Origin of the sequence: Agrococcus sp. SCSIO52902 (genome assembly GCF_022983135.1) — a bacterium.
Lineage (GTDB): Bacteria > Actinomycetota > Actinomycetes > Actinomycetales > Microbacteriaceae > Agrococcus > Agrococcus sediminis.
Window position 1 is genome coordinate 754,026 of sequence record NZ_CP095269.1, and the last position, 19,767, is coordinate 773,792.

Sequence of the window (19,767 nt, forward strand, 5' to 3'; positions counted from 1 at the left end):
GATGCTGAACGGCGCTTCAGGAACCCGGCTCGTCGCGCGCGGCGGGCGCGGCCGGCAGCTCGATGACGAACCTGGCGCCGCCTGCGGGTGCGCTCGTCACCCACGCGTCGCCGCCGTGCGCGCGCGCCACCTGCCGCACGATCGCGAGGCCGAGGCCCGAGCCGCCGTCGTCGCGGGCCCTGCCCTCGTCGAGCCGCACGAAGCGCTCGAAGACGCGATCCCGCTCGCCCTCCGGCACGCCGGCGCCGTCGTCGTCGACCCACAGCATCGCGCGACCGTCGCGCACGACCGAGCCGAGCGCGACCCGCCCGCGCGCGTGGCGGAGGGCGTTGTCGACCAGGTTGCGACAGGCGCGACCCAGCAGCCGCGCGTCGCCGACGACGGGCGCCGCGCGCACCGCCGTGCCGTCGACGGCGCGGCCGAGCGCGCGCACGCGCGCGACCTCCTCGTGCGCGAGGTCGTCGAGGTCGACCGCCTGCCGCTGGCCGGCGGCGTGCTCGTCGAGGCGTGCGAGCAGCAGCAGCGCCTCGACGATCCCGTGCATCCGCTCGCCCTCGTGCAGCACGACCTCCGACAGCTCGCCGGGCGCCACCGCGTCCGGGTGCGTGCGGGAGAGCTCGGCGAACTGCCGCATCGACGCGAGCGGCGAGCGCAGCTCGTGCGAGGCGTCGGAGACGAACCGCTGGCGCGAGAGCGCGTCGGCCTCGACGCGCGCGAGCATGCGGTTCATCGTCGTCGCCAGGCGGTCGAGCTCGTCGCCGCGGCTCGTCGTCTCCACGCGCCGGTCGAGCCCTGCGGCGTCGATCTCGTCGACCTGCGCGCGCATGCGGTCGACGTGCGAGAGCGCGCGGTCGACCACGATCCAGACCACGGTCGCGACCAGGATGACGGCGAGCGGCACGGCGACGGCGAGCAGGGCGGTCGAGGAGCGCACCGCGTCGTCGATGGTCGCGAGGGAGCGCGCGACGACGATCGTGCCGCCGGCCGCATCCGCCGCGACGACCACGTAGCGCTCGCCGGCCACCGTCGCGGTGAGCGGCTCGCGCCCCGTAGGCACCGGCAGCTCGGCGGCCGCGTCGGCGTTGACGACGACCCCCGAGGTCGACCGCAGCGCGACGAGCACGTCGTCGTCGCGCTGCACGAGCGCGGCGGTCTGGATGGTGCCCTCGTCGACGCCCTGCGCGAGCGCATCGAGCTCGTCGGCGAGCTGCTCGCCGACCGACGCCTGCAGCATGCGCTCGAGCGTCCAGACGAGCGCAGTCGCGCCGAGGCCGAGCGCGACCGCGACCACCGCCACCGCCGCGGCGGTGATCCGCAGCCGGATCGACGCGCGCCGGCGCGGGCGCGGCTCGGGCGCCGCCCGCTCAGCCACCGTCGGCCGCCAGCCGGTAGCCCGCGCCGCGCACCGTCTCGATCGCCTCGCGCCCGAACGGCCGGTCGACCTTGCGGCGCAGGCGGCCCACGTAGACCTCGACGATGTTCGGGTCGCCGTCGAAGTCCTCCGACCAGACGTCGTCGAGCAGCTGCCGCTTCGTCACCACCTCGCCGCGCCGCCGCATGAGCAGCTCGAGCACCGACAGCTCGCGGGCGCTGAGGTCGAGCCGCTCGTCGCCGCGGTGCACCGTGCGGGCCGCGGGGTCGAGCCGCAGGTCGCCCGCCTCGAGCACCACCGGCCGCTCGCGGCCGCCCCGGCGCTCGAGGGCGCGGATGCGCGCGACGAGCACGGGGAACGAGAAGGGCTTCGTCAGCCAGTCGTCGCCGCCGGTGTCGAGCCCCTCGACCTCGTCCCATTCCCCGTCCTTCGCGGTGAGGAAGAGCACGGGCGTCCAGATGCCCTCCGCGCGCATCGTCTGGCAGACGCGGTAGCCGCTCATGCCGGGCATCATCACGTCGAGCAGCACGACGTCGTAGGCGAACTCGCGCACCCGCCACAGTCCGTCGACCCCGTCGTGGGCGACGTCGACGGTCATGCCCTCGGCGAGGAGGCCGCGGCGGATGCCGTCGGCGAGCCGCGCCTCATCGTCGACCAGGAGCACCCGCATGCGTCGAGCATGGCCGCCGGCGACTGACGCGCGGCTGAACGCCGCGCCCCTCGCCGCCTCGCCGCGCTTCCCCCGACGTCTGCGCTCCTCGCTCCGCGCTCCGCGCTCCTCGCTCTGCGCTCCGCGCTCCGCACAACGCAAGCTCCCACGGCGATCTCCGCGGCGGGTGCGGGGCGGTCGCCCTGATCGCCGCCGAAGCCGCCGGGCGGGCTTGCGTTGTGCGCGACCGCGGTCGGGCCCGGCTGCGCGTGCACGTGCACGTGCACGGGCGCGAGCGGCGGCAGCGCGCGCCGCGTCGTGGGAAGATGGAGCCCATGCCCGCCGACGCCGAGCCCCTCGCGCGCGTCGTGCTCATCGGCGGGGCCTCCGGCTCCGGCAAGTCGCGCATCGCCGAGCGCTCGGGGCTGCCGCTGCTGCGGCTCGACGACTACTACCGCGAGGGCGACGACCCCGAGCTCCCGCGGCTCGAGACCGGCGAGGTCGACTGGGACCACCCGGACTCGTGGCACCGCGACCGCGCGCTCGCCGCGCTCGAGGAGCTCGCCCGCACCGGCCGCACGGCCGCGCCCGTCTACGACATCTCCCGCAGCGCATCCGCCGGCGTGCACGAGGTGGCGCTCGAGGGCGCCTCGCTCTTCGTCGCCGAGGGCATCTTCGTCGCCGAGGTCGTCGCCGAGGCCGAGCGGCGCGGCATCCTCGCCGACGCGATCTGCGTGCGGCGCTCGCGCTGGGTGACGATGGGCCTGCGCTTCGCGCGCGACCTCCGCGAGCGCCGCAAGAGCCCCGCGTTCCTCGTGAAGCGCGGGCTCATCCTGGCGAGCCGCGAGCCGGCGATCGTCAAGGGGCTGACGGATGCGGGCTGCCGGCCCGTGCGCGTGCGCTCGGCCGGGCGCCTGCTCGCGCGGGCCGCGCGCGGCGACTGACGCGGGCGGCACCGACCCCGACGGCCGACGACGGCTACTCCTCGACCATGACCTCCTTGCCGTCGACCACCTCGTAGGTCGCGGTGCGGAACGGCGCCGGCGTGAGCGTCATCGCCACCGCGCCGCTCGGCGCGACCCGGGCATCCGCCACCTCGAAGCCCGACGGCCGCTGCACGTCGTCGAAGAGCCGCTTGCCTCGCCCGACGACCACGGGGAAGACGATGAGCCGCAGCTCGTCGAGCAGCCCCTCGTCGAGCAGCGTCTGCAGCAGCTGCCACGAGCCGTGCACCTGCAGCTCGCCGTCGCCGAGCGCCTTGAGATCGCGGATGCGCTGCGGCACGTCGGCGGCGATGACCGACGCCGTGCGCTCCCACGGGGCGTCCTCGAGGCGCAGCGTCGTCGAGACGACGTGCTTCGGCGCGGTGTTGAGCCGCTGCGCGACCGGGTCGGCGGGGTCGGTCACGAGCGGCCAGTAGGCGGCCATCATGTCGTAGGTCGTGCGGCCGAACAGCAGCTCGTCGGTGCGCTCGAACCAGCCGGTGACGACCGAGCTGACGGTCTCGTCGAACGCCGGTGCGACCCATCCGCCCCACCGGAAGCCGCCCGCGGTGTCCTCCTCGGCGCCGCCGGGGCCCTGCATGACGCCGTCGAGCGTCATGAACTCGTGCGCGACCAGTCGCATGCTCGGCCCCCTCGCCTCGGTGCCGCGCCCGTGCCCGAGCGCGGCGACGGTATCGAGCATGGGCGGCGAGGCGCCCGCGCGCAAGGGTGGGAGCGGTCTGCGCGATCTGGCACTCTCCCACCGAGAGTGCTAAAATCGAGATGCTCCGCGGGGCACGCTCCGAGGGGCTGCCACAGACACCGGGGACCGTCGCATGGGGGCGACGGCCCGAAGCTGAGGAGGTGGTTGTCATGGCACTGACCTTCGATCCCTTCCGCGAGATGGACCGCATGGCCGCCCGCCTGCTGACGAGCGGAGGCACCGAGCGCTCGTCGAGCTGGATGCCGATGGATCTCTACCGCGCGGGAGACCACTACATCGTCAACGTCGACCTGCCGGGCGTCGACCCGGGCTCGATCGACCTCGACGTCGACGCCAACACGCTGACGATCCAGGCCGAGCGCACGATCGGCTCCGCCGACGGCGCGCAGTGGCTCGCGCAGGAGCGGCCCGCCGGCCGCTACATGCGGCAGCTGGGCCTCGGCAGCGACGTCGACCTCGAGAGGATCGAGGCGTCGTACGAGCACGGCGTGCTGATGCTCACGATCCCGGTCGCCGAGCGCGCGAAGCCGCGCAAGATCACGGTGGAGCAGCGCGACCGCCAGTCGCAGATCAGCGCGGGCGGCTCGGGCGAGAACCAGGCGGCGCCGAGCCAGACGCCGGCGGCCGCGGGCTCCAGCACCGAGTCCTGACTCGGCCGTGACGCGGTCCTGACGCGACGGATGCGGCGCCCTCGTCTGCGGACGGGGGCGCCGCGTCATGTCCGGAGCATCCCCGCCGCTGCGGGGTCCCGTCCGGATTACCCCGGCGGGAGCGCGCGCCGCCCGGGTCCGCCCGGCACCGCCGCGGTCGCGGTCGCCCGCCGCGCCTCGCGCCGCGCGATCGCGAGCCACGTGCGCGGCCCGGCGAGCCAGCCGATGAGCGCCGACAGCGCCGCCCCGGCGACCACCCAGAGCGCCGCGACGATCCAGGCGCCGACCACGCCGGTGAGCAGCAGGAGCAGCCCGAGCAGCCAGCTCGACAGCGTCGACAGCACCGTCTGCAGGCCGGTGCCGAGGGCCGCGCCCCGCAGCGTGACCGCGGCCGCACCGACGACGCCGGCCCGGCGCATCCGCCGCGTGCTCCACCAGGCGCCGAGCGCGACGAGGCCGACCGCGAGCAGCACGAGCGCGAGCACGATCGGCACGAGCCACGACGCGTCGAGCCCCTCGATCCAGCGCACGACCGCCATGCCCCACTCGCGGTCGTCGAACAGGTCGATGACCGCCGCGCGCAGCACCGCGAGCACGATAGCGACGACGAGCAGCCCCCACGCGAGGCCCGCTCCGGTGGCGACGAGCGCGAGGCCGGTCGCGCCGGCCGCGCGCACCGCGGCGCGCTGCTCGGGGCGCAGCGGATCCGGCCGCGCCGCCGTGCGCGGGCGTGGGCTCACGCGGGCTCCCCGCGCAGCCGCACGGCCGTGAGCTCGGCCTCGTCGGCGGCCCGCTGCCGCGCCTCCTCCTCGGCCATGAGGCCCACGAGGTCGACCCGCGGCCTCGCGGTCGAGAGGAACAGCCAGCCGAACAGCAGCCCGACGAGCCCCGTCAGCACCACCGCGAGCGCCATCGCCCAGAACAGCATCGACCACATCGACCCGATCGTGAGCGACGACGACGAGCTCGCGATCACCGAGATCATGCCGCCGAACAGCACGAGCGGCCACAGCATGATGCCGACGAAGCCGGTCGCCGCGGTCGTGCACAGCCACGCGAGCCACGCGGAGCGGTGCGGCTTCGCGAGTCCCGCCGAGCGCGCCCAGAGGGCGCTCAGCAGCCAGCCGAGCGCGAGCCCGACGCCGCCGAGCAGCAGGCCGATGAGCGCGGTCGCCCACACCCGGTCGGGCATCGACCAGCGCGAGACGATCGCCGTCCACGAGTCGGCCTCGAACTCGTCGACCGGCTCGCCCGAGATGTGCAGCAGGAACGCGAACCCGACGATGAGCACGAACGCGGTGAGGAAGTGCGTCGCGAGCGCCATGACCGTCTGGCCCGCCCACGAGCCGAGGATCGCCGCGCGGCGCTGCGGGGTCGTCCAGCGGATGCGCGGGGGCACGATGAAGATCGGCGCGGGCGGGTAGTGCCCGGCGCCGTAGGGCCCGGGCGAGGAGGAGCCGGTCGGGTAGGGCGCCGCGCCGTAGGGCACGGGCCGACCCTGATGGCCCGCGTACGCGGCGGATGCCACGGCGAAGGTGCCCTGCTGCGGCCCGGTGGGAGGCGTGCCGTAGGGCGCCCCGCCGTAGACCATCCCGTACGGCCCGGGCTGCGGCCCCCACTGCTGCGGCACGAGCCGCGGCGGCATCGAGTCGGCGACCGCCGGCACGAGGCCGGGCGGCATCACCCGCGCTCCCCCGGCCATGCCGGCCGCGGGGTTGGGCACGGGCGGCGCCGCGCCGGGCACGAAGGCGCCGGAGACGACCGAGCCGTGCACGATGGACCCGGCCACGACCATCCCCGGCATGCTGAGGCGCTCGCGCCGCAGCCGTGCGCGCTCCGCGGCGCGGCTCTCGATCGCGGTCGCGGGCACGAGCCGATCACGGCCCGGCGCCGACGCCGCCGACACCTGCCGAGCGCGACCCGCGGCGGCCGCGCGCGCCGCGGCGTCCGCCGGCACCGGGGTGTCGGTGCCCGGCGGCGGCGGGGCGGCGGGGTCGGTCACGGTCAGCATCATGGCATCCGGCCCGCATCTCCGGCCCAGCATCCGCTCGCCTCGCGGGCAGGGAACGCTCGGGGTTCCGGTTCCCACCTGCGGTTGCTCGGCCGGTCGACCCGCACATCGCCAGCCGAGCGTCCGGGACCGAGAGGGCCGGCTACCCGCGCCCGCCGCGCCAGAGCACGATCGAGCCGGGCTTCGACGGGCGCGCGCCCGCGCGGATCGTGGTGATGCCGGTCGCGCCGGCGGCGAAGACGCGGCGTCCCTGCTGCTGCATCACCGCATCCGCGAGCGCCGACTCGAGCTCGCGCACCCGCGCGCGCAGCTCGCGGTTCTCGTCGCTCATCGCGAGGATGCGCCGGATGCCCTCGAGCGAGACGCCCTCGGCCGACAGCAGCTGCACCTGTCGCAGCCGGCCGACGTCGCGCATCGAGTAGCGGCGCGTGTTGCCGACGGTGCGTGCGGGCTCGACGAGCCCGAGCCGGTCGTACTGCCGCAGCGTCTGCGCGTGCAGGCCGGCGAGCTCGGCGGCCGCCGCGATCGAGAAGATCGGCGACGTCTCGTCGAGGCCCTCCGGCACGCCGCGCATCAGTCGGTCCGCGCCTTCGCGAGCAGGTCGGCGCGCGGCGACTCGCTCGGCCCCGCGGCCACGAACGCCTCGAGGTGCTCGACCTGCTCCTTGGTGAGGTGCGCCGGCACCGCCACCTGGATGGTGGCGAGCAGGTCGCCCGTGCCCTTCTTGCCGGCCACGCCGCGACCCTTGACGCGCAGCACGCGGCCCGAGGGGGTGCCCGGCGCGACCTTGAGCCGCACCGGGGTGCCGCCGAGCGTGGGCACCTCGATCGTCGCCCCGAGCGCCGCCTCGGCGAACGTCACGGGCACGTCGAGGCGCAGGTTGAGGCCGTCCATGGTGAAGACCGGATGCGGCCGCACCTGCACCGTGAGGATGAGGTCGCCCGGCTCGCCGCCGGTGGGCGACGGGTCGCCCTTGCCGGCCAGCTTGATCTTCTGCCCGTCGTGCACGCCCGCGGGCACCTTCACCGTCATGGTGCGGCCGCCGACCGTGAGCTTGAGGGTGTCGCCCTGCACCGCCGACGTGAAGTCGAGCGCGGCCCGCGCGGTGACGTCGCGGCCCTTGGCCGGCCGGCGCGCGCCGAAGCCGCCCGCGCCGCCGAAGCCGCCGGCCCCGCCGAACATGCCGCCGAGCAGATCCTCGAAGTCGCCCTGCGAGTACTGCACCCGCGGGCCGCCGCCGAAGCCGCCGAAGACGTCCTCGAAGCCGCCCGCGCCGCCCGGCGCGAACCGCGGGCGGCCGCCGGCCATCGCGCGGATCGCGTCGTACTCCTGCCGCTGCTTCGGGTCGGAGAGCACGGCGTGCGCCTCGGAGATCTCCTTGAAGCGCGCCTCCGCGGCCGCGTCGCCCGGGTTGGAGTCGGGGTGGAACTGGCGGGCGAGCTTGCGGTACTGCTTCTTGAGGTCGGCGGCGCTGACGTCCTTGGCGACGCCGAGCACCGCGTAGAAGTCCTTGTCGAACCAGTCGTTGCTAGCCATGCCTCACCTCCCTCGGCTCCGGGCCCTGCTCGGGTGCGTGCCTCACTCTGCCGGGACGAACACCGCGACCTTGGCGGCGCGCAGCATCCGGTCGCCGATGCGGTAGCCCGCCTGCACGACGTCGGCGACGACCATCTCGGTCACCTCCGGGTTCGGCAGCTGGGCGACGGCCTCGTGCTTGTCGATGTCGAACGCCTCGCCGACCTCGCCCAGCCGCACGACGCCGAGCTGGTCGAACGACGCGCGCAGCTTCTGCGCGACGATCGCCAGCGGCCCCTCGGCCAGGTCGCCGTGCTTCTCGGCGAGGTCGAGGTCGTCGAGCGCCGGCAGCATCGTCCTGATGACGGATGCCGTGGTCGCGTCGCGGTCGCCCGCGCGGTCGCGCTCGGTGCGGTTGCGGTAGTTGACGAACTCGGCGCGCAGGCGCTGCAGCTCGTCGAGCTGCTGCGCCGACTTCGCCTCGAACGCGGCCCGCTCGGCCTCGATCGCCGCCGCCTCGCCCTCGAGCAGGGCGCGGTCCTCGTCGCTCAGGTCGTCGGATGCGGCGCCCGCGTCGGGCGCGCCCGCGGCGGCGGGAGCGGGCTCGCCGCCCTCCGCCGCCGGGGCATCGCCGGGGGCAGCCTCGCGGGGCTCGCCCGTCTCCGGGTCGATCTTCCGCGACGGGTCGCCAGACCCGTCGGCCTGCCCTGAGCCTGTCGAAGGGTCGGTGACCTTCGGCTCGTCCTGGCCCTCGGGCGATGCCGCGTCGCGGCCCTCGTCGTCGGCACCGGGCACCGGGAACTCCTCGTGCTCGGCCACGGCTACTTCTTCTCGTCCTCGTCGTCGACGACCTCGGCGTCGACCACGTCGTCGTCCTCCGACGACGCGCCGGCCTGCGGCTCCTCAGCACCGGCGCCGGGCTGCTCGCCCTGCGCCTGCTGCTGGTAGATCGCCTCGCCGAGCTTCGACTGCGACTGCTGCAGCTTCTCGACCGACGTCTTGACCGCCTCGTCGTCGTCGCCCGCGAGGGCCGACTTCACCGCATCCACATCGGCCTGCACCTCGGTCTTCACGTCGTCGGGCAGCTGCCCGCCGTTGTCGGTCAGCACCTTCTCGACCGAGTAGACGAGGGTCTCGCCGGTGTTGCGCATCTCGGCGGCCTCGCGACGGGCGTGGTCGGCCGCCGCGTGCTCCTCGGCGTCCTTCACCATGCGCTCGATGTCCTCCTTCGAGAGGCTCGAGCCGCCGGTGATCGTCATCGACTGCTCCTTGCCGGTGCCCTTGTCCTTGGCGGACACGTGCACGATGCCGTTCGCGTCGATGTCGAAGGTCACCTCGACCTGCGGCACGCCGCGGGGCGCCGGCGCGATGCCGGTGAGCTCGAACGTGCCGAGCGGCTTGTTGTCGCGGGTGAAGTCGCGCTCGCCCTGGAACACCTGGATGGCGACCGAGGGCTGGTTGTCCTCGGCGGTCGTGAAGGTCTCGGAGCGCTTCGTCGGGATGGCGGTGTTGCGCTCGATGAGCTTCGTCATCATGCCGCCCTTGGTCTCGATGCCGAGCGAGAGCGGGGTGACGTCGATGAGCAGCACGTCCTTGCGCTCGCCCTTCAGCACGCCGGCCTGGAGGGCCGCGCCCACGGCGACGACCTCATCCGGGTTGACGCCCTTGTTGGGCTCCTTGCCGCCGGTGAGCTGCTTGACGAGCTCGGTGACGGCGGGCATGCGGGTCGAGCCGCCGACGAGCACGACGTGCGCGATGTCGTCGACCTTGATGCCGGCCTCGCGGATGACGTCCTCGAAGGGCTTGCGGGTGCGCTCGAGCAGGTCCTTCGTCATGTTCTCGAACTGGGCGCGCGTCAGCGACTCCTCGAGGTTGGCGGGGCCGTTCTCGGTGAGCGAGAAGTACGGGAGCTGGATGCTCGTGTTCGACGACGAGGAGAGCTCCTTCTTGGCCTGCTCGGCGGCCTCCTTGAGGCGGCGCATGGCGATCTTGTCGTTCGAGACGTCGACGCCGGTCTGGTCCTTGAAGCGCTGCTTGAGCCACTCGACGATCCGGTCGTCCCAGTCGTCGCCGCCGAGGCGGTTGTCGCCCGCGGTCGAGCGCACCTGGATCGTGGAGAAGTCGTCGTCCTTGCCCACCTCGAGGAGGGAGACGTCGAACGTGCCGCCGCCGAGGTCGAAGACGAGGATGAGCTCGTCCTCCTTGCCCTTGTCGAGGCCGTAGGCGAGCGCGGCCGCGGTGGGCTCGTTGATGATGCGCAGCACGTTGAGGCCGGAGATCTCGCCGGCCTCCTTCGTCGCCTGGCGCTCGGCGTCGTTGAAGTACGCGGGGACGGTGATGACCGCGTCGGTCACCTTCTCGCCGAGGTACGTCTCGGCGTCGCGCTTGAGCTTGCCGAGGATGCGGGCCGAGATCTCCTGCGGCGTGTACTGCTTGCCGTCGATCTCCTGCTTCCAGTCGGTGCCCATGTGGCGCTTGACCGACGAGATGGTGCGGTCGACGTTCGTGACGGCCTGGCGCTTGGCCGGCTCGCCGACGAGCGTCTCGCCCTCCTTGACGAACGCGACGACCGAGGGGGTCGTGCGGAAGCCCTCGGCGTTCGCGATGACCGTGGGCTCGCCGCCGTCGAGGAACGCGACGACGGAGTTGGTGGTGCCGAGGTCGATGCCGACTGCTCGTGCCATGGTGTCTGCCTCCTGTTCGCAGCTCGCGCTGCGCTCGTGCCTGATTCCGGCAGACCGGCCCACCGTCATCCCCCCATGACCTGGCGGTGGGCTCGTCTCCCGGAATCCCGGCTGCGACCGCGCCCGGGCGGGCGCTGACTTGAGTCGCGATGGCTCAACTTTTCCACCTTGAGTCGGGTCGTGTCAAGTTTCTGGGCGCATTCCCAGGGAGCGTCGACGGATGCGGCTACGCGAGCACCGCGCGGGGCGACGGCACGATCCAGCGCGCGAGCAGCGGCCCGCCGATCGCCGTGAGCAGCACGTAGCAGGCGGCGAGCGCCCCCACCTCCGGGTAGCCCGCGCCCACCGCGAGCGCCGCGATCACGATCGAGAACTCGCCGCGCGGCACGAGCGCCGCGCCCGCGCGCAGCCGGCCGCGCCGCTGCACGCCGTCGCGGGCCGCCGCGAGCCAGCCGGTGCCGAGCTTCGTGGACGTCGTGACGACCGCGAGCAGCAGCGCCGCCGGCAGCACCGGCAGCAGCTCGGCCGGCACGATCGGCAGGCCGAAGGAGAAGAAGAAGATCGCCGCGAACAGGTCGCGCAGCGGCCCCAGGATGCTCCGCGCCCGCACGGCGAGCGACGGCGGCACCGCGATGCCGACGAGGAACGCGCCCACCGCGGCCGAGGCGCCGAGCAGCTGCGTGAGCCCGGCGACGAGCAGCGTGATCCCGAGCAGCCGCAGCAGCACCTGCTCGTCGCTCGGGTGGCTCAGCAGCCGGCCGAGCGGCACCGACGCCCGTCGCGAGGCGAAGAGGATGGTCGTGACCGCGCCCACCGCGAGCGCCACCGCGCCGAGCGCCTGCCACCACTCGGCGCCCGTCAGCACCGCGATGAGCACCGGCAGGAAGATCGCCATCGCGATGTCCTCGATCACGAGGATCGACAGCACCGCCGGCGTCTCGCGGTTGCCGAGGCGGCCGAGGTCGGCGAGCAGCCGCGCCACGATGCCCGACGACGAGACCCACGTGATGCCGGCGAGCGCGAGGCACGCCGGCAGCGGCATCCCGATCGCCAGGCCGATGAGGAATCCCGCGCCCGCGTTGAGCGCGAAGTCCGCCAGCCCCGAGCGCCCGTGCCGGGCGAGCGACTGCGCGAGCTCCTCCGCGGTGAACTCGAGCCCCAGCATGAGCAGCAGCAGGAGCACGCCGATCTCGGCCGCCGGGCCGATGAACGGCTCCGCGTGCGTGATGTCGACGAGCCCGCCCGAGCCGAGCCCGACGCCCGCGACGAGCATGAGCGGCACGGGCGAGATGCCGATGCGGTGCGCCACGAGCCCCAGCAGCGACACCCCGAGCACGACGGCGCCCAGCTCGAGCAGGAGGGCGGCGACGTCGTGCATGGTCAGGCCGGCTGCAGCCTGACCCGCAGCTGATCGATGCCCGTCGCCGAGCCGACCACCACGAGCGTGTCGCCGGCGGCGAGCGGCTCCTCAGGGCCGGGCGCCGCGAGCACGTCGTCGCCGCGCACGATCGCGACGATCGAGCAGCCCGTGAGGGTGCGCGCCTTCGTGCTGCCGAGCGGGTGCCCCGCGAACGGCGAGCCGGGCTCGATCGCGAGCCGCGCCGACTCGAGGCCGGGGATCTCGCGCGTCACGTCGAGCATGCCCTCCGCGATCCGGGCCGCGCCCAGGAGCTCGGCGAGCGCATCCACCTCGTCCTCGTTGAGCGACAGCTCGAGGCGCACGTCGTCCGGGTCCTCGCGGCTCAGCACGCACAGGTCGGCCTGCCCCTCGCGGTGCACGACGATCGAGAGCGGCACGCCCTTCGTCGTCCTCATGTCGTAGCGCATCCCGACCCCGGGCAGCAGCGTCTGCGTGATCTCCACGACCGCATTCTGGCACCGCGCGGGCGCCGCGACACCCGCGCGCCACCGCGGCTGCGGCCGGCGCGCGCCCCGCGGCCCTACGCTCATGCCATGAGCGTCCCTCACGAGCCGCCCGCCGCATCCGCCCCCGTCTCCGGCGGCGCCGCGAAGGGATCGCCCGACGACGTCGTGCAGCCGTCGCAGATCGGGGTCGCGCCCGTCACGCGGCGCGAGCTCGGGCGCCGCGCCACCGCGTGGGCGCTGTGGGACTGGGGCTCGGCGTCGTTCAACGCCGTCGTGACGACTTTCGTCTTCAGCCGGTACATCGCATCCGACCTCTTCGTCGACCCGGCGATCGTCGACGCCGCCGGCGAGGGCGGCTCGCCCGAGCTCACGCGCGCCCTCGCCGACAACGCCTCGGTCGTCGCGTGGGCGGTCGCGATCGCGGGCCTGCTCGTCGCGCTCCTCGCGCCCGTCATCGGCCAGCGGTCGGATGGCGGCGGTCGCCGCAAGCTGTGGGTGGCGGTCAACACCGGCGTGACGATCCTCGCCATGGTGGGCATGTTCTTCGTGACCCCCGTGCCCGAGTACCTGTGGCTCGGCGCGGCGCTGCTCGCGGCCGGCAACCTCTTCTTCGAGTTCGCGTCGGTCAACTACAACGCGATGCTGCACCAGGTGTCGACGAAGGCAGCGCTCGGGCGCACCTCGGGCTACGGGTGGGGCATGGGCTACGTCGGCGGCATCGTGCTGCTGGGGCTCCTGCTCGTGCTGTTCATCTTCCCGCTCGCCTCGCCCGACGCGGGCGGTGTGCTCGCGGTGCCGAACGGCCGCGAGGGCGGCGCGCTCGACGTGCGCCTCGCGGTGCTGACGAGCGCCGTGTGGTTCCTCGTGTTCGCGCTGCCGCTGCTGCTCAAGGTGCCCGAGCTGCCGCCGACCGGCGCCGCGCCGCCCAAGGTCGGCATCGTCGAGTCGTACCGCATCCTCTTCCGCACGATCCGCCGCATCGCGCGCACGGCGCCCAAGACGCTGCTGTTCCTCGCCGCCTCGGCCGTCTTCCGCGACGGGCTCTCGGGCGTGTTCACCTTCGGCGCCATCATCGCGTCGTCGGTGTTCGGCTTCAGCGCGACCGAGGTCATCCTCTTCGCCATCGCCGCCAACGTCACCGCCGGCGCGGGCACCTTCGTGGGCGGCTGGGCCGACGACCGCTTCGGCCCCAAGATCGTGATCGTCGTCTCGCTCGTCGTGCTGTCGCTCTCGGGCCTCGCGGTGCTCTTCGTCGAGGGCAAGGCGATGTTCTGGGTGTTCGGGCTCGCGCTGTCGACCTTCGTGGGCCCCGTGCAGTCGGCGTCGCGCTCGTTCATGGCCCGCATCACGCCCGAGGGGCGCGAGGGCGAGATGTTCGGCCTCTACGCGACGACCGGGCGCGCGGTGTCGTTCCTCGCGCCGACGCTGTTCGCGGTGTTCGTCTCGCTCACGGGCGACACGCGCTTCGGCATCCTCGGCATCGTGCTCGTGCTCATCGCGGGACTGCTGCTCGTGCTGCCCGTGCACCCGCGCCCGACGGTGCTCGAGGGCGCGGAGCGCGAGGCCTCCTCGAAGCCGACCGCCTGACGCGCTGACCACGCGCGCGCATCCGTCGTGGGCGATCTGCGGCACCGATCGGCCCTCCGGACCCGCGGCTGGGGGGCCAGGTGGTGGCGCAGATCGCTCGAGCCGGATCGGGGGCACCGATCGCCGCTCTCCACAGGCGCCGAGCGGATGCGCGCCGGGGCCGAGCGGGGAGGCGCAGGATGCGCGCATGGTCGCCCCCGAGCCCCTGCCCGAGCCGCTCGGCAGCACCTTCACGACGGCGGAGGCACTGCGGCTCGGCGTCTCGCGCAAGCGCCTGCGCGCCGGCGACCTCGTCGCGCCGCGCCACGGCGTGCGCATGCGGGAGCAGCCTGCCGACGTGCGCGCGTTCGCGACGGCGTTCGCGTCGCGCATGGCGCCGACCCATGCCTTCGCAGGCGTCACGGCCGCACGGCTGTGGGGCCTGCCGGTCGCCCACCCGTGGCGCGCCGACGAGCCGCTCGTCGTCGGCGTCCCCGTCGGGGCGACCGCGACGCGCGCCAAGGGCACGCGGGTGCGCAGGTTCGATCCGAGACGGCTCGTGCCCGGCGAGCTCGAGGGTCTGCGCACGCTCTGGCCGGCGGCGGCCGTCATGTCGATGGCTCGAGAGACCCCGCACGCCGACCTCGTCGTGCTGCTCGACGCGCTCATCACGCCGTCGGAGCACTACCCCGGGCTCCGCGTGCCGCAGCGCCCCTTCGCGTCGGTGGAGCAGCTCGCCGCGTTCGCTGATCGCTGCCGCGGCGTGCACGGTCGCGGGGCGTTCCGCGTCGCGCTCGCCGACGTGCGGACCGGCGTCGACTCGCCGCCCGAGACGCGGTCCCGGCTGGCGATCGTGGCGGCCGGGCTGCCGGAGCCCACCGTGCAGCACGAGGTCTGGGTCGACGGCGAGCTGCGCGCGGTGATCGACCTGGCCTACCCCGAGTGGCTCATCGCCGTCGAGTACGAGGGTGAGCACCACCTGACGGATCCCGCCCAGTGGGCCAAGGACATCCGTCGCCAGGAGCTGCTCGAGTCGCTCGGCTGGATCGTGATCCGCGCGACGAAGGCCGACCTGCGGCACGGCGGCGCGGGGCTCGTCGCGCGGGTGCGCTCGGCGCTCGCGCGGCGGGGCGTCGACGCCTGAGGGACCTCCGGCGTGCCGCGGGTCGCTGGGGATTCCGGCACCGGATCGCGGATGCGCGCGGCCGGGACCCGCGATTCGGTACCGGAAGTCGGATGTGCGCCGCGCCCACGCACAGCGCGGCTCGGGCAGGCTGTCGGCATGGAGGCGCGGATGTCGAGCGTCGAGCTGCTGCTCGACGAGGCTGCCGAGGCGCGCGTGCGGGACGAGTGGCACGCGCTCGCGGACGCGGGCCTGTCGAGCCTCGCCCGGCACGACGCGCCGAGCAACCGCCCGCACATCACCCTGCTCGCGCGGCCCGGCCTGCCCGCGCGCCTGCCGCTCGCTCGCCTGCCGCTGCCGCTGCCGCTCGTGCTGGGCGAGCCGATGCTGCTCGGCGTCGGCGAGCGCCGAGTGCTCGCCCGCGCGATCGTGCCGAGCGCCGCCCTGCTCGCGCTGCAGTCGGCGGTCGTCGAGGCGGCGGGTCCTGCGGACGACGTCGCGCACTTCCGCCCCGGCCGCTGGGTGCCGCACGTGACGCTCGCCCGGCGGCTGCGGCTGGCCGACGTGCCCACGGCGCTCGCGCTGCTCGGCGAGCCGATCGACGCGCACGCCGTCGGCATGCGCCACTGGGATCCGGCGAGCGCGACCCTCACGCCCCTCGGCGGCTGAACTGCCGCCGGCGCGGCTGCGGCAGCCTCAGCGCGCGGGCCAGGCGTCGGCGAGCCGCGTGAGCAGCGCGGCGAGCGTCGCGCGCTCGGCGGGCGAGAGCGCCTCGGCGGCGGTCGCGACCTCCGCGGCGCGCGCCTCGGCGTGCTCGGCGACGTGGCGTCGGCCGGCCGCGGTCGCCTCGATGACGACGCGGCGCCCGTCGGCGGGGACGGGGATGCGCCGCACGAGCCCCGCCTCGGCCAGGCCCTGGACGAGGCGGGATGCGCGGGGCTGGTCGACGCCGATGTCGCGGCCGAGGTCGGAGATCGAGCGGGCTGCCTCTGCGCGCACGATCGCGTGGAGCATGCGCCGTGCGCCCATCGCGCCGCGCGGTCCGCGGTCGTGGGGCGCGCGCCGTTCCTCGTCGGCGCCGTGCCTGTGCGGGTGATGCTGCTCGTGCTCCTCGTGCGAGCGCGGCGGTCGACCGGGATGGGATGGGCGCCCGGAACCGGGCGGGCGGCGCATGCCGAGGCGGTCGAGCGCCTCGGCGATCTGCAGCACTTCGGCATCTGGGGCTTGACGAGCATCCGGCATGCATGTCACCCTACATGTACATGCACAGTGACATGGAGATGTCGAATGACATGCATCCGCCGCCTCCCGCGGCGGCTCCGGAGACGAGAGGAGGATCGCGATGCGATCCGCACACCACACCCCCGACACCCTCGACCACCACGGCCACGGCTGCCCCCGCGCCGCCGACCACGGCCACCACCGTCACCACGGGCACCACGGCCACGACGGCCACGAGGCCGCCGACCAGCACCGCACCGACCACGCCGGCGCCGAGCCGCAGACGGGCCGCCACCCGCGCGGCGACGCGCGCCCGCGGCCCACGCTCGAGCGCAGCATCCTGCGGTCGGCGCGGCGCATCCGCCGGGCGGGCCTGACGCCCGGCCAGCTGCACGACCGGCTCGCGGGCGCGGTCAGCCACGCCGACTACATCACCACGATGCGCACGCTGCGCCGGATCGGCGCCGAGCTGCGCTGAGCCGACGACCGGCCACGAGGCGCTCCCGCTGCGGCGGGGGCGCCTCTGCCGTCAGACGAGCGGATCCTCGGGGCGCGCCCGCTCGGCCTCGAGCGACGGATGCGCGAGCACGCGCCCGACGAGGTGCGCACTGCCGCCGACGAAGGTCACGTCGAGGTCGAGGTCGGTGGCGACCATCCATGCCGGCGCGCCCTGCGGCTCGGTCGGCCAGACGGCGTTCGGCGTGCGGCCGCGGTCGACCCAGTCGCCCTCCCTCCAGCCGAGCCCCGCCGTCTCGACCCACGCGGGGTCGGCGAAGGCGCCGAGCCGTCCGCGCAGCAGCACGTGGCCACGGCCCTGCCGCTCGCGCGGCAGGCCGAGCAGGCGCTGCTGCTCCATCGCGGCGCGCACGGCGGGGTCGATCGCCGCCCAGGCCAGCTCGCGATGCGCCGCCTCCGCCTCGCGGTGGCGGCGCAAGCGCTCGGAGGACGCGAGCGACGGGTCGATGGGCCAGAAGGTGCTGGTGCTCGAGGGGTCGAGCCCGCTCCCCTCCCAGACCGCGACGAGCACCTCGGCGTCGCCGTGCTCGTCGAGCAGCAGCTCGGTCAGCGTCGTGAGGGTCGGCAGCGGGATGTCGCCGAGCTCGGGCGAGCCGACCCAGGAGCCCCCGCCGAGATCGATCTGGTCCTCGCCGAAGCGAGCGAGCCACGACGTCCACGGCTGCGGCGTGGCGAGGCGATCGCCGATCAGCGATCGAGCGTCGTGCCAGGTGATCTCGCGCGTCTCATGCACCTGGCACCCATGCGCATCCGTCCGGTCGGTCGCCACGGACAGCGTCGCCGGGTGCAGGATGCGCGCGTAGGCCTCGAACACCGGCGGCATCACCGCGCCGACCGTGCCGAACGGGCCGAGCGCCGCCTGCAGCCACCGCCCCACCTCGACGTCGTGCTCGACGCGCAGCGGCCCGGCCATCGGTGCTCCTCAGTCGCCGGCGGGCGCGTCGATCACCGTGCGGTGGAACGACTGGAACGAGCGCGACGCCGTCGGCCCGCGCTGCCCCTGGTAGCGGTTGAGGTTGCCGCCCTGCCCGTAGGGCGTCTCGGAGGGCGAGCTGAGCTGGAAGTAGCAGACCTGCCCGATCTTCATGCCCGGCCAGAGCTTGATCGGCAGCGTCGAGACGTTCGACAGCTCGAGCGTCACGTGGCCCGAGAAGCCGGGGTCGATGAAGCCGGCGGTCGAGTGCGTCAGCAGCCCGAGGCGCCCGAGCGACGACTTGCCCTCGAGGCGCGCCGCGACGTCGGCCGGCAGCGTGACCCGCTCGTAGGTGGCGCCGAGCACGAACTCGCCCGGGTGCAGGATGAACGCCTCGTCGGCGCCCACCTCGACGAGCCGCGTGAGGTCGGGCTGATCCTCGGCCGGATCGATGAACGGGTACTTGTGGTTGTCGAAGAGCCGGAAGCCGCGATCGAGCCGCACGTCGACGCTCGACGGCTGCACCATCGCCAGGTCGAGGGGCTCGAGGCCGAGGTCGCCCGACGCGAGCCGGGCGCGGATGTCGCGATCGCTGAGCAGCACGACGCCGAGGGTATCGCTCGCGCGTTGCCGGGCGGATGCGAAGGTGCGGTTCCCAGCAGACAGGAGGACGATGGGAGCCGGGAGGTCGCCATGGCCGTGCACCGCAATCGCAGGCTCGAGGACTGGGTCGAGCTCGCCGCCGCCGCCGTCGAGCGCGCGCGGCGCTCGCTCGGCGACGAGGAGGTCGCCCGCCGCGTCGAGGCGGGCGTCTCGGACGAGGACTACGAGACGACCGTGCGCGTGCTGCGCACGATGGGCCGCGATCTGCAGGCGAGCGGCACCGACCTCACCGCGCTCGACGCGCGGCTGCGCGGGCACGGCGAGCACGCGCCCCACGTGCCCGAGGCGCCGGAGGACGCGGACGAGGGCTCCGAGTGGGGGCTCGAGCGAGGCCCGCAGCCGACGCTCGACGAGCTGCCGCCCCACGAGCGCGGCGCGATGCCGCCGATGGAGGTCGCGAAGCGGCTCGCGCGGCTGCGCAACCCGATCCTGCCGCACCCGCGCCGCGGTCGCGCGAAGTAGGCGTCAGCGGGCCCAGATGCCTCGGGCGAACAGGTAGACGCCGTAGACGATGAGGCCCACCGCGATCGCGACGAGCGCGATCACGCCTCCCGGCACGGTCGTCAGCGACTGCAGGGCGCCGTCGAGGCCGCCCGCCTCCTGCGGGTCGTCGCGCACCGCGGCGAAGACGAAGAGCACGCCGACGATGAGCACCGCGATGCCCTTCGCGACGAAGCCCGGGGCTCCGAGCACCTCGACGACGCGGCGGAAGCGGCGCGGCGGGGCGACGTCCTCGAAGAACTTCCGGCGCACGCCGCGCACCACGAAGGCGACGCCGACGCCCGCGATCACGAGCCCGGCGGCGCCGATCAGCCAGGGCCCGACTGGGCCGGCGAGCACCGCGGCCGAGAAGTCCTCGGTGGTCTGCTCGCCGTCGATCCTGCCGCCGAGCGCGAACACGAGCGCCGTGGCCCCCACCACGGCGTGGCCGATGCCGCGGCCGGCAGCCCGGAACGCGTCGCGGCGGTTGCGGCGCGACTCGGCCACCGCCACGACGAAGGCGTGCAGCGCGAGCCCGACGAGCGCGAGGCCGACGACCCACAGCGCGAGCCCGCCGATCACTGTCTGCTGGAGCGCGGCCATCGCCCCCGACTGGTCGGCCGCGCCGCCGGCGCCGGCGGCGACGCCGAGCGCGATGCCGCCGATGATCATGTGCACGATGCCGTTGGCCGACTGGCCGACCGCCTCCACCCAGGAGGTGGCGCGGTGCTCCTCGGCCTGCGCGGCCGCCCGCTGGGCCTTGCGCGCGGCACGGCCCGCCGCATCCGCCGCCTCCGAGAGCGCCGCGCGGGAGCGCTCCCCGTCAGCCAC

The 19,767-nt window shown here is 74.7% G+C and carries 22 protein-coding genes; 7 read left to right on the forward strand and 15 right to left on the reverse strand.

Features of this window, described 5'->3' with window-relative positions:
• Positions 1 to 16: 16 nt before the first annotated feature.
• Together MU522_RS03750 and MU522_RS03755 are read right to left on the reverse strand one after the other, a co-directional pair.
• On the reverse strand, positions 17 to 1,372 hold the full coding sequence (locus tag MU522_RS03750) for a HAMP domain-containing sensor histidine kinase (RefSeq protein ID WP_246992582.1): 1,356 nt from the start codon (positions 1,370 to 1,372) through the stop codon (positions 17 to 19).
• On the reverse strand, positions 1,365 to 2,042 hold the full coding sequence (locus MU522_RS03755) for a response regulator transcription factor (RefSeq protein ID WP_246992584.1): 678 nt from the start codon (positions 2,040 to 2,042) through the stop codon (positions 1,365 to 1,367). Before MU522_RS03755 ends, MU522_RS03750 begins: the two co-directional genes overlap by 8 nt.
• A 218-nt stretch (positions 2,043 to 2,260) precedes the next feature.
• Between MU522_RS03755 and MU522_RS03760 the strand changes: the two genes are divergently transcribed.
• Complete coding sequence (locus MU522_RS03760; RefSeq protein WP_240671280.1) at positions 2,261 to 2,965, forward strand: ATP-binding protein; 705 nt, start codon at positions 2,261 to 2,263, stop codon at positions 2,963 to 2,965.
• A 34-nt stretch (positions 2,966 to 2,999) separates the two neighbouring features.
• Here the strand turns inward: MU522_RS03760 and MU522_RS03765 are convergent, their stop codons facing one another.
• Entirely contained in the window at positions 3,000 to 3,647 is a 648-nt protein-coding gene (locus tag MU522_RS03765; protein WP_246992586.1) for a dihydrofolate reductase family protein, read from the reverse strand.
• Positions 3,648 to 3,877: 230 nt separating this feature from the next.
• Between MU522_RS03765 and MU522_RS03770 the strand changes: the two genes are divergently transcribed.
• Positions 3,878 to 4,378 (forward strand): Hsp20/alpha crystallin family protein, encoded by a 501-nt coding sequence (locus tag MU522_RS03770; protein WP_246992588.1) that lies wholly within the window; start codon positions 3,878 to 3,880, stop codon positions 4,376 to 4,378.
• A 107-nt stretch (positions 4,379 to 4,485) separates the two neighbouring features.
• On the opposite strand, the gene MU522_RS03775 is transcribed toward MU522_RS03770, so the two are convergent.
• The 8 genes from MU522_RS03775 to MU522_RS03810 all read right to left on the reverse strand — a co-directional run bounded on the left by MU522_RS03775 (position 4,486) and on the right by MU522_RS03810 (position 12,451).
• Complete coding sequence (locus tag MU522_RS03775) at positions 4,486 to 5,118, reverse strand: hypothetical protein (protein ID WP_246992590.1); 633 nt, start codon at positions 5,116 to 5,118, stop codon at positions 4,486 to 4,488.
• Entirely contained in the window at positions 5,115 to 6,380 is a 1,266-nt protein-coding gene (locus MU522_RS03780; protein ID WP_246992592.1) for a hypothetical protein, read from the reverse strand. Before MU522_RS03780 ends, MU522_RS03775 begins: the two co-directional genes overlap by 4 nt.
• Before the next feature lie 151 nt (positions 6,381 to 6,531).
• Positions 6,532 to 6,963: a MerR family transcriptional regulator gene (locus MU522_RS03785; RefSeq protein ID WP_246992594.1), complete on the reverse strand. Its 432-nt coding sequence runs from the start codon at positions 6,961 to 6,963 to the stop codon at positions 6,532 to 6,534.
• Entirely contained in the window at positions 6,963 to 7,925 is a 963-nt protein-coding gene (locus MU522_RS03790; RefSeq protein WP_128188939.1) for a DnaJ C-terminal domain-containing protein, read from the reverse strand. Before MU522_RS03790 ends, MU522_RS03785 begins: the two co-directional genes overlap by 1 nt.
• Positions 7,926 to 7,967: 42 nt before the next feature.
• Positions 7,968 to 8,723, reverse strand: coding sequence for a nucleotide exchange factor GrpE (locus MU522_RS03795; protein ID WP_246992596.1), 756 nt, complete (start codon positions 8,721 to 8,723; stop codon positions 7,968 to 7,970).
• Positions 8,724 to 8,725: 2 nt separating this feature from the next.
• Positions 8,726 to 10,588 carry a molecular chaperone DnaK gene (gene dnaK / locus MU522_RS03800; RefSeq protein WP_246992598.1) on the reverse strand — a complete coding sequence of 621 codons (1,863 nt, stop codon included), beginning with the start codon at positions 10,586 to 10,588 and terminating at the stop codon, positions 8,726 to 8,728.
• Positions 10,589 to 10,814: 226 nt separating this feature from the next.
• Positions 10,815 to 11,966, reverse strand: a complete 1,152-nt coding sequence (locus tag MU522_RS03805; protein ID WP_246992600.1) for a cation:proton antiporter — start codon at positions 11,964 to 11,966, stop codon at positions 10,815 to 10,817.
• Positions 11,967 to 11,968: 2 nt separating this feature from the next.
• Positions 11,969 to 12,451 carry a cation:proton antiporter regulatory subunit gene (locus MU522_RS03810; protein WP_246992602.1) on the reverse strand — a complete coding sequence of 161 codons (483 nt, stop codon included), beginning with the start codon at positions 12,449 to 12,451 and terminating at the stop codon, positions 11,969 to 11,971.
• 90 nt (positions 12,452 to 12,541) lie between these two features.
• Between MU522_RS03810 and MU522_RS03815 the strand changes: the two genes are divergently transcribed.
• The 3 genes from MU522_RS03815 (at position 12,542) to MU522_RS03825 (ending at position 15,812) form a co-directional block, all read left to right on the forward strand.
• On the forward strand, positions 12,542 to 14,041 hold the full coding sequence (locus tag MU522_RS03815; RefSeq protein ID WP_246992604.1) for an MFS transporter: 1,500 nt from the start codon (positions 12,542 to 12,544) through the stop codon (positions 14,039 to 14,041).
• 187 nt (positions 14,042 to 14,228) lie between these two features.
• Entirely contained in the window at positions 14,229 to 15,164 is a 936-nt protein-coding gene (locus tag MU522_RS03820) for a hypothetical protein (protein WP_246992606.1), read from the forward strand.
• Between the two features lie 138 nt (positions 15,165 to 15,302).
• Positions 15,303 to 15,812 (forward strand): 2'-5' RNA ligase family protein, encoded by a 510-nt coding sequence (locus tag MU522_RS03825; RefSeq protein WP_246992608.1) that lies wholly within the window; start codon positions 15,303 to 15,305, stop codon positions 15,810 to 15,812.
• Between the two features lie 27 nt (positions 15,813 to 15,839).
• Here the strand turns inward: MU522_RS03825 and MU522_RS03830 are convergent, their stop codons facing one another.
• Complete coding sequence (locus tag MU522_RS03830) at positions 15,840 to 16,157, reverse strand: MarR family transcriptional regulator (RefSeq protein ID WP_246992610.1); 318 nt, start codon at positions 16,155 to 16,157, stop codon at positions 15,840 to 15,842.
• Between the two features lie 328 nt (positions 16,158 to 16,485).
• On the opposite strand from MU522_RS03830, the gene MU522_RS03835 reads away from it, so the two are divergent.
• On the forward strand, positions 16,486 to 16,842 hold the full coding sequence (locus tag MU522_RS03835; RefSeq protein WP_246993567.1) for a hypothetical protein: 357 nt from the start codon (positions 16,486 to 16,488) through the stop codon (positions 16,840 to 16,842).
• Between the two features lie 51 nt (positions 16,843 to 16,893).
• On the opposite strand, the gene MU522_RS03840 is transcribed toward MU522_RS03835, so the two are convergent.
• Entirely contained in the window at positions 16,894 to 17,793 is a 900-nt protein-coding gene (locus MU522_RS03840; protein ID WP_246992613.1) for a hypothetical protein, read from the reverse strand.
• 9 nt (positions 17,794 to 17,802) lie between these two features.
• Positions 17,803 to 18,396 (reverse strand): dCTP deaminase, encoded by a 594-nt coding sequence (gene dcd / locus MU522_RS03845; protein ID WP_146354822.1) that lies wholly within the window; start codon positions 18,394 to 18,396, stop codon positions 17,803 to 17,805.
• Positions 18,397 to 18,486: 90 nt separating this feature from the next.
• On the opposite strand from dcd, the gene MU522_RS03850 reads away from it, so the two are divergent.
• Entirely contained in the window at positions 18,487 to 18,918 is a 432-nt protein-coding gene (locus MU522_RS03850; protein ID WP_246992615.1) for a hypothetical protein, read from the forward strand.
• Positions 18,919 to 18,921: 3 nt separating this feature from the next.
• Here MU522_RS03850 and MU522_RS03855 read toward each other — a convergent pair whose 3' ends face one another.
• The gene (locus tag MU522_RS03855) at positions 18,922 to 19,767 is read right to left on the reverse strand and encodes a DUF1206 domain-containing protein (protein ID WP_246992617.1); all 846 of its coding nucleotides are present in this window, start codon (positions 19,765 to 19,767) and stop codon (positions 18,922 to 18,924) included.

Excerpts from the sequence above, each read along its gene's own strand:
- MU522_RS03755 (WP_246992584.1), bottom strand. The coding sequence starts at position 2,042 with ATGCGGGTGCTCCTGGTCGACGATGAGGCGCGGCTCGCCGACGGCATC.
- MU522_RS03765 (WP_246992586.1), bottom strand. The coding sequence starts at position 3,647 with ATGCGACTGGTCGCGCACGAGTTCATGACGCTCGACGGCGTCATGCAG.
- MU522_RS03770 (WP_246992588.1), top strand. The coding sequence starts at position 3,878 with ATGGCACTGACCTTCGATCCCTTCCGCGAGATGGACCGCATGGCCGCC.
- MU522_RS03785 (WP_246992594.1), bottom strand. The coding sequence starts at position 6,963 with ATGCGCGGCGTGCCGGAGGGCCTCGACGAGACGTCGCCGATCTTCTCG.
- MU522_RS03790 (WP_128188939.1), bottom strand. The coding sequence starts at position 7,925 with ATGGCTAGCAACGACTGGTTCGACAAGGACTTCTACGCGGTGCTCGGC.
- dnaK (WP_246992598.1), bottom strand. The coding sequence starts at position 10,588 with ATGGCACGAGCAGTCGGCATCGACCTCGGCACCACCAACTCCGTCGTC.
- MU522_RS03805 (WP_246992600.1), bottom strand. The coding sequence starts at position 11,966 with ATGCACGACGTCGCCGCCCTCCTGCTCGAGCTGGGCGCCGTCGTGCTC.
- MU522_RS03815 (WP_246992604.1), top strand. The coding sequence starts at position 12,542 with ATGAGCGTCCCTCACGAGCCGCCCGCCGCATCCGCCCCCGTCTCCGGC.
- MU522_RS03820 (WP_246992606.1), top strand. The coding sequence starts at position 14,229 with ATGGTCGCCCCCGAGCCCCTGCCCGAGCCGCTCGGCAGCACCTTCACG.
- MU522_RS03825 (WP_246992608.1), top strand. The coding sequence starts at position 15,303 with ATGGAGGCGCGGATGTCGAGCGTCGAGCTGCTGCTCGACGAGGCTGCC.
- MU522_RS03830 (WP_246992610.1), bottom strand. The coding sequence starts at position 16,157 with ATGCTCCACGCGATCGTGCGCGCAGAGGCAGCCCGCTCGATCTCCGAC.
- MU522_RS03835 (WP_246993567.1), top strand. The coding sequence starts at position 16,486 with ATGCGATCCGCACACCACACCCCCGACACCCTCGACCACCACGGCCAC.
- MU522_RS03840 (WP_246992613.1), bottom strand. The coding sequence starts at position 17,793 with ATGGCCGGGCCGCTGCGCGTCGAGCACGACGTCGAGGTGGGGCGGTGG.
- MU522_RS03850 (WP_246992615.1), top strand. The coding sequence starts at position 18,487 with ATGGCCGTGCACCGCAATCGCAGGCTCGAGGACTGGGTCGAGCTCGCC.